General features: G+C 63.1%; 6 protein-coding genes. 1 reads left to right on the top strand and 5 read right to left on the bottom strand.

Annotated elements, in window-relative coordinates:
• Positions 1-613 (top strand): transposase (locus tag LX81_RS19485; RefSeq protein WP_146259490.1); only part of this gene is annotated, 613 nt, incomplete at its 5' end.
• A 241-nt stretch (positions 614-854) separates the two neighbouring features.
• On the opposite strand, the gene LX81_RS19480 is transcribed toward LX81_RS19485, so the two are convergent.
• From LX81_RS19480 to LX81_RS21980, 5 genes are all read right to left on the bottom strand, one after another.
• Positions 855-1757, bottom strand: coding sequence for a carbohydrate ABC transporter permease (locus LX81_RS19480; RefSeq protein ID WP_111538961.1), 903 nt, complete (start codon positions 1755-1757; stop codon positions 855-857).
• 19 nt (positions 1758-1776) lie between these two features.
• The gene (locus LX81_RS19475) at positions 1777-2721 is read right to left on the bottom strand and encodes a carbohydrate ABC transporter permease (protein ID WP_211322836.1); all 945 of its coding nucleotides are present in this window, start codon (positions 2719-2721) and stop codon (positions 1777-1779) included.
• A 59-nt stretch (positions 2722-2780) separates the two neighbouring features.
• Positions 2781-4097, bottom strand: coding sequence for an ABC transporter substrate-binding protein (locus LX81_RS19470; protein WP_111538959.1), 1317 nt, complete (start codon positions 4095-4097; stop codon positions 2781-2783).
• A gap of 138 nt (positions 4098-4235) precedes the next feature.
• Positions 4236-5300: an ABC transporter ATP-binding protein gene (locus LX81_RS19465; protein ID WP_111538958.1), complete on the bottom strand. Its 1065-nt coding sequence runs from the start codon at positions 5298-5300 to the stop codon at positions 4236-4238.
• Positions 5301-5992: 692 nt separating this feature from the next.
• The gene (locus LX81_RS21980) at positions 5993-6232 is read right to left on the bottom strand and encodes a methyl-accepting chemotaxis protein (protein WP_146259489.1); all 240 of its coding nucleotides are present in this window, start codon (positions 6230-6232) and stop codon (positions 5993-5995) included.
• Between the last annotated feature and the right edge of the window lie 5 nt (positions 6233-6237).

Here is a 6237-nt window from a genome sequence, read left to right as displayed (position 1 = left end):
CCCCGTACGTCTGAGCCAAGAAATCATCGCGGCGAAGGCGATGCTCGAGCGGAGCAAGGCCAAGCTCGGATTTGCGCCGGCATCGCTGGCAGCGGACAAGAGCTACGGCACCGCGCCCTTCCTGGCGTGGCTCCTAAGTTGGAAGGTCACGCCTTTCGTCCCGGTCCTCGATCGCAAGCCGCAGACCGACGGCAAGCTGACCCGAGACGCATTCGTCTACGATCGGGACCGCGACTGCTTCATTTGCCCCGAGGGCCACGATCTGACCTACCGCAACATCACCGTCGAGACCGGCGTGAAACGCTACAAGCCGGCGACCGCCGCGTGCCGGGCCTGTCCGCGCAAGCCCGAGTGTACCAATGCCTCCGTGCGGTCGGTCATCCGCCTCGTCGACGAGGAGGCCCGGGAGACGGTCCGCGAACTGATGGGTACAAACGCCTACAATATCAACCGGGCCCGACGGAAGAAGGTCGAGATGCTCTTCGCACATCTCAAGCGGCACCTCGCACTGCGGCGCCTGCGCCTCCGAGGACTGACCGGAGCGACCGAAGAATTCCTCCTCGCCGCCATCGCACAGAACCTAAGGCGCTTGGTGAAGCTCTCGCCCACCTGATGGCGGGCGAAATGGACTTCGCCTCGCGTACTTTCCCCAAAAGCACTCGACGACGCGTCGGACGGCCGCGACATCTACATTTGGTGCCCGGCCTTTCTCACCGATATCGGTCGGTTTCGACCACCCTTCGCGACCACCGTTCAATACCACAATAATTCGGGCATCTGTTGTGTAAAGCTTCTCAGCTTTCAAAGCTGAACCGAAGTCCGTGCGGATCAGAGTGACTTTCTAGAAACTTGGGTCATTCTTTAACCGCACCTGTCATGGACGAAACATAGTAGTCTACGAAGAACGAGTAGAGGATCACGACAGGCAGCGAGCCCAGGAGCGCGCCGGACATGAGGGCGCCCCATTCGTAAATGTCGCCTCGGACCAGTTCCGTCAGCACGCCAACCGGAATGGTCTTGTTCTCCGACGAGGAGATGAACGTCAGCGCGTAGATGAACTCGTTCCACGAAAGCGTGAAGGCGAAGATCCCCGCAGAAATCAAACCCGGAACGGCGAGAGGCAGGATCACCCGGGTCAGGACCTGCCACCGGGTCGCACCGTCCACCAGCGCGCTTTCCTCTAGTTCAAAGGGGATCGTGCGAAAGTAGCCCATGAGAAGCCAGGTGCAGAACGGGATCAGGAAGGTCGGATAGGTCAGGATCAGGGCCAGTCGCGTGTCGAAGATGCCGACCTGGAACACGATGAAGGCTAGCGGGATGAAGAGGATCGAGGGCGGCACGAGATAGGCGAGGAAGATCAGAAGCCCGGTGACCCGGGCGCCTGTGAAACGGATGCGCTCGATGGCGTAGGCGGCGAAGACGGATGCGAGAAGCGACAGGAAGGTGGAGGCGACGGCCACGAGCATCGTGTTCCAGAGCCAGCCCGGATAGGAGGTCTCGAAGAGCAGGTACTTGATGTGTTCGAGCGTCGGCTGGACCACCCAGAACGGGCTGTAGGTCTCGTAGTCGGTCAGCTGTCCGTCCGGTTTGATCGCCGTGATCGCCATCCAGTAGAACGGGAACAGCAGGACGAACACGAAGACGGCCAGCGGCAGGTAGACCACGAAGATCCGTCGCGTCAGCGTATTGAACTGCTGCATGCCCTCCACGTCGTCGGTGACGGCGCGGGTCTCGGCGATTGTCGTGGGTTTTCTCATCGCAGGTCTCCCGGATGCATCAATCCCCGCCTCCCTGCTGCCACTTCCGCCGCTGAAGCCCGAAGAAGCTGAAGAGGATCGCGGCGAGCAGGAACGGGATCATCGCCACCGCGATCGCCGCCCCCTCACCTAGTTGGCCACCCGGGATCGCGCGCTGAAACGACAGCGTGGCCATGAGATGCGTGGCATTCACCGGGCCGCCGCGGGTCAGGACGTAGATCAACTGGAAGTCGGTAAAGGTGAAGAGCACCGAGAATGTCATGACGACGGCAATGATCGGGGTGAGGAGCGGCAAGGTAATGCGCCGGAACCTTTGCCACGACGTGGCCCCGTCGAGGGCCGCGGCCTCGTTCAGCGATTGCGGAATGGTCTGGAGGCCGGCGAGCAGCGAGATGGCCACGAACGGGATCCCCCGCCACACGTTGGCCGCGATGACCGAGGCGCGCGCCATGCCCGGATCGCCGAGGAAGTTGATGGGCGCGTCGATCCAGCCCCATTTCATCAGCACCCACGAGATGATCGAGAACTGCGAATCGTATATCCACCAGAAGGCCAGTGCCGAGAGTACGGTCGGGACGACCCATGGCAGCAGGATGATCGCCCGGAACAGGTTCTTCATCGGCAGCCGCTCGTTCAGGATCAGGGCGAGCCAGAGGCCGAGGACGAATTTCAGGACGGATGCCACCGTGGTGTAGAGCAGGGTGTTGAACACCGAGAGCCAGAACACCGGATCGTCCGACAGCCAGATGTAGTTCTCGAGCCCGATGAAGATACCCGGCCGGCCGATGGTCGTGTCGGTAAAGCCAAGCCAGACCCCGAGGCCCAGCGGATAGGTCAGGAAGCAGAGCAGGAAGACCGCCGCCGGCAGCATGAAGAGGAATCCGAGCCCGTTCCGGCTTCCGACGAAACGGGCGATCAGACCCGGCCGTGCCATGCCGCTCGTCCCGTCTGAACTTCGTGCCATTCTGGATCGCCCCCCTCAGGCATCACCCGCGCGATCCATCCGCGCGGGTGAGCGTCTTCTTAACGGTAGTAACGTCCGATCCGCCGCGCGGCGTTGGCGATGGCGTCGTCGGTGGACCGCTGGCCGGTCACCGCCTCCGCGAACATGTCGACGAGCACGTAATCGGCCATGACCCCGGCGGATGCAGGGCCGAGCGGTCCGGCATAGCCGTTGGGCCGGAGGCTTGCCGATGCGTTGGCATAGGCCTCGTGAACCGGGTTCGACGTCCAGACCGGGTTGTCCGCAAACGCCTTGAGCGGTTGGCAGCAATAGGCGCTCGCGCCCTCGATCCACGCATTCATCCGGTCCGGCTGGTACATGAACTCGATATAGGCCTTCGCTGCTTCGGGATACTGGCAGTGGTCGAAGATCGACAGGGTCGATGTCTGGTGCAGCTCGACGGACTCGCCCACCGGACCGATCGGCAGGTTGACGGTACGGATGTCCTCGGCGATCTCGGACATGGCCGGATCGTTGGCCGCCGCGTAGTAAAGCGAGACGCCATTCGCGGTGAGAGAGATCTGCCCGGCGAGAAAGGCCCGGTTGTTGTTGATGTCGAGCCAGCTCTCGGTGCCGGGGATGAACGTCGCGTAGAGCGCCTTGGCGTATTCGATGGCGGCCCGCGTTTCGGGCGAGTCGATGGCGACTTCGCCGTTCTCGTCCACCGTCATGCCGCCGTGGCTCCAGAGGAGCCAGTGCGCGTAGTTGTTGCCGTCGCCCACCGCCTTGCCGTGCGGGAAACCCGCAGGCGTTCCGTTCGACTGCATCGCCTTGCACAGTTCGAGGAAGCCGTCGGTATCCTCAGGGAACGTGTCGAACCCGGCCGCCTTCATGTGGCTGTCGCGATAACAGATCGCGTTGCCGATGGCGCAGAGCGGGACGGCGATGAAGGTGTCGTCCTGCTTGGCGTAGCCCTCGAGCCCCTCGTACCAGCCGCCATTCGCCTCGCCGAGCCCGGTGGCGAGGTCGGTCACGTCGACGAGCTTGTCGGGGTACTGAAACGGGTCGTCGAACCAGCTCATCACCATGTCGGGACCGGAGCCCACATTGGCGGCGACGGCTGCCTTCGGACGGACGTCCTCCCAGCTCTCCTGGTCGATCTGCACCTGGACGCCGGTCGCCTCCGTGAAGGCCTGGGTGTTGGCGTTCCACGCCTCCTCCTCGCCCGGAACGAAGGGCACCCAGCGCAGGAGACGCAGGCTCGCCCCCTCCTCCGGCGTGAAGCTCATTCCCGCACCCTGCGCGATGGCCCGTCCGACCGCGAACGGCCCCGCGGCGAGGCCGGTTGCCGCCAATCCGGCCGTACCGGCGAGAAACTTCCTGCGTTTCATGGTCATGTCATCTCCTCCCAACATAAACCGCTGCGATCGTCTGCCGTGCAAGCGCCGCTCTTTATCGTCCCTGCCCGCTTCCGGTTTCTCTCGACCCGGCTCGCCGCCCGCCACCACGCCGAGGATTGCCGCCCGCCCCCTCCCTCATGACGACAGGCGCTCCCCGCTATCGGCATCGAAAACATGCACCGTCGCGGGATCGATCGACACCATGAGTTCCTCGCCCGGCTTCTGTCGGATGCGATCGCGGAACACGCAGGTCACCGGGCTTTCGACCAGATGGCCGACGACGTAGGTTTCCGAGCCCGTCGGCTCCACCACCTCGATCCTGATGGGCACGTCGCCCCCGAGATGAATACCTTCTGGGCGGACGCCGTAGACGAGGTCGCGCCCGGGCGCCGCACGGCCGGGATCGCCAACGGGAAGCCGCAATCCACCCGTCGTCACGAAGATCGACCGGTCATCCGGATCCATCCGGCCGGAAAGCAAATTCATGGCCGGGGATCCGATGAAGCCCGCGACGAAGAGGTTCGCCGGCCGGTCGTAAAGTTCAAGCGGGTCGCCCACCTGCTCCACGATGCCGTCGTGCATGACGACGATCTTGTCGGCCATGGTCATCGCCTCGATCTGGTCATGGGTGACGTAGACCGTCGTCGTGGCGAGCCGCTGGTGAAGGTTCTTGATCTCCGTCCGCATCGACACGCGCAACTTCGCGTCGAGGTTCGACAGGGGCTCGTCGAAGAGAAACACCTGGGGGTCCCGTACAATGGCCCGGCCCATCGCGACGCGCTGTCGCTGACCGCCCGACAATTGCCGGGGATAGCGGTCGAGGAGATGGGACAGACCCAGGATCTCGGCGGCCGGACGCACGCGATCCTCGATCTCGGACTTGGCGACGCCCTTCAGGGAAAGGGAGAAGCCCATGTTTTCGCCAACGGTGATGTGCGGGTAGAGCGCGTAATTCTGAAACACCATCGCGATGTCGCGTTCCTTCGGTGGCAGCGCATTGACCACGCGGTCTCCGATCACGATCTCCCCCGATGTGATGTTTTCGAGGCCTGCGAGCATTCGCAGCAAGGTCGACTTGCCGCATCCGGACGGTCCCACGAGAACGACGAACTGCCCCTCATCGATATCCACCGTGATGCCGTGCAGCACTTCGGTGGAGCCGAAAGACTTGCGGACGTCCTGAAACTTCACCGGCGCCATGCAATCCCCCCAACCCGCCGAAGGTGGCGGTGCCTCCCTGTTCGCCGACTATTGACGCGCCGTCGCGTAGGCGCAAGACGCGCTGAACTGCGTCGGGTTTTTCGTCGACTTATCTGGCGGCGGACAAGCGCTACGGCACCGCGTCGTTCTTGGCCTGGCTTCTGAGGGGGAAGGCCATTTTCTTTGTCCCGGACCTCGATCGCAAATGCATTCCGACGGTGATCTGACCCGCGACACGTTCTTCCACGATCAGGTACGAAATGGTTTTCTCTGCCCCGAGGGGCGCGGGCTGAAGGTGTACAAGGTTCTGGGCGTGAACCGCGCGGAGGAAGAATTAGGTCGCACCGGCCATGATCAGAGGCGATGACGGCAGCGCATTCGTAACCGTCGAATGGGTCGTTCAACCCTTGCCCCCAGGGGCTGGTGCGATCGACGTCACGCTGGACATCTCGAGACCCAGCAAGCTTCGGACGGAATGCCTGAACCCCCACTGGTTCATGAGCATCGGCCTGTGCCTGCAATAAGCTGAAAGACTGGCTCAGATACCACAACGAGGACCAATTCCCGAGCGCGATCGGGTACGACCTCCCGATCGCCATGCATTATTCCGATGACTTCACCAGCCCGCCATGGTGGGACAGCCGGGAAAATCCAGTATCCGGTGGTCCGAGTTCGGGTAGCTCGGTAATCTGTCAGCCTGCGCTAGCGACGAGCGACAACCGCGTGGGACCACGGCCGGGGTCCGAGGAAACATCCGGGTTTCCGGTCTTGCTGTCTTCATCCCCGCGCAACGTGGTGAGAAGGTCACGCAGATCGCGGCACTGTCGCATCAGGGAGCCCGAGGTCTCACGGGAGGTAATGGCCGTATCGGCGTTCTCCTGAATTACCCGATCGAGTTCGCGGATGGCCGTGTTGATCTGCTCCGCACCCACCTGCT

Origin of the sequence: Palleronia aestuarii (assembly GCF_003253995.1) — a bacterium.
GTDB classification, from domain to species: Bacteria; Pseudomonadota; Alphaproteobacteria; order Rhodobacterales; family Rhodobacteraceae; genus Palleronia; species Palleronia aestuarii.
Note: the sequence above shows the minus strand (reverse complement) of the source record. Positions and strands in the feature narration are given on the sequence as shown.

What these genes read in the sequence shown, in the direction of transcription:
- LX81_RS19480 (WP_111538961.1), bottom strand. Translation starts at nt 1,757, where the DNA reads ATGAGAAAACCCACGACAATCGCCGAGACCCGCGCCGTCACCGACGAC.
- LX81_RS19475 (WP_211322836.1), bottom strand. Translation starts at nt 2,721, where the DNA reads ATGGCACGAAGTTCAGACGGGACGAGCGGCATGGCACGGCCGGGTCTG.
- LX81_RS19470 (WP_111538959.1), bottom strand. Translation starts at nt 4,097, where the DNA reads ATGACCATGAAACGCAGGAAGTTTCTCGCCGGTACGGCCGGATTGGCG.
- LX81_RS19465 (WP_111538958.1), bottom strand. Translation starts at nt 5,300, where the DNA reads ATGGCGCCGGTGAAGTTTCAGGACGTCCGCAAGTCTTTCGGCTCCACC.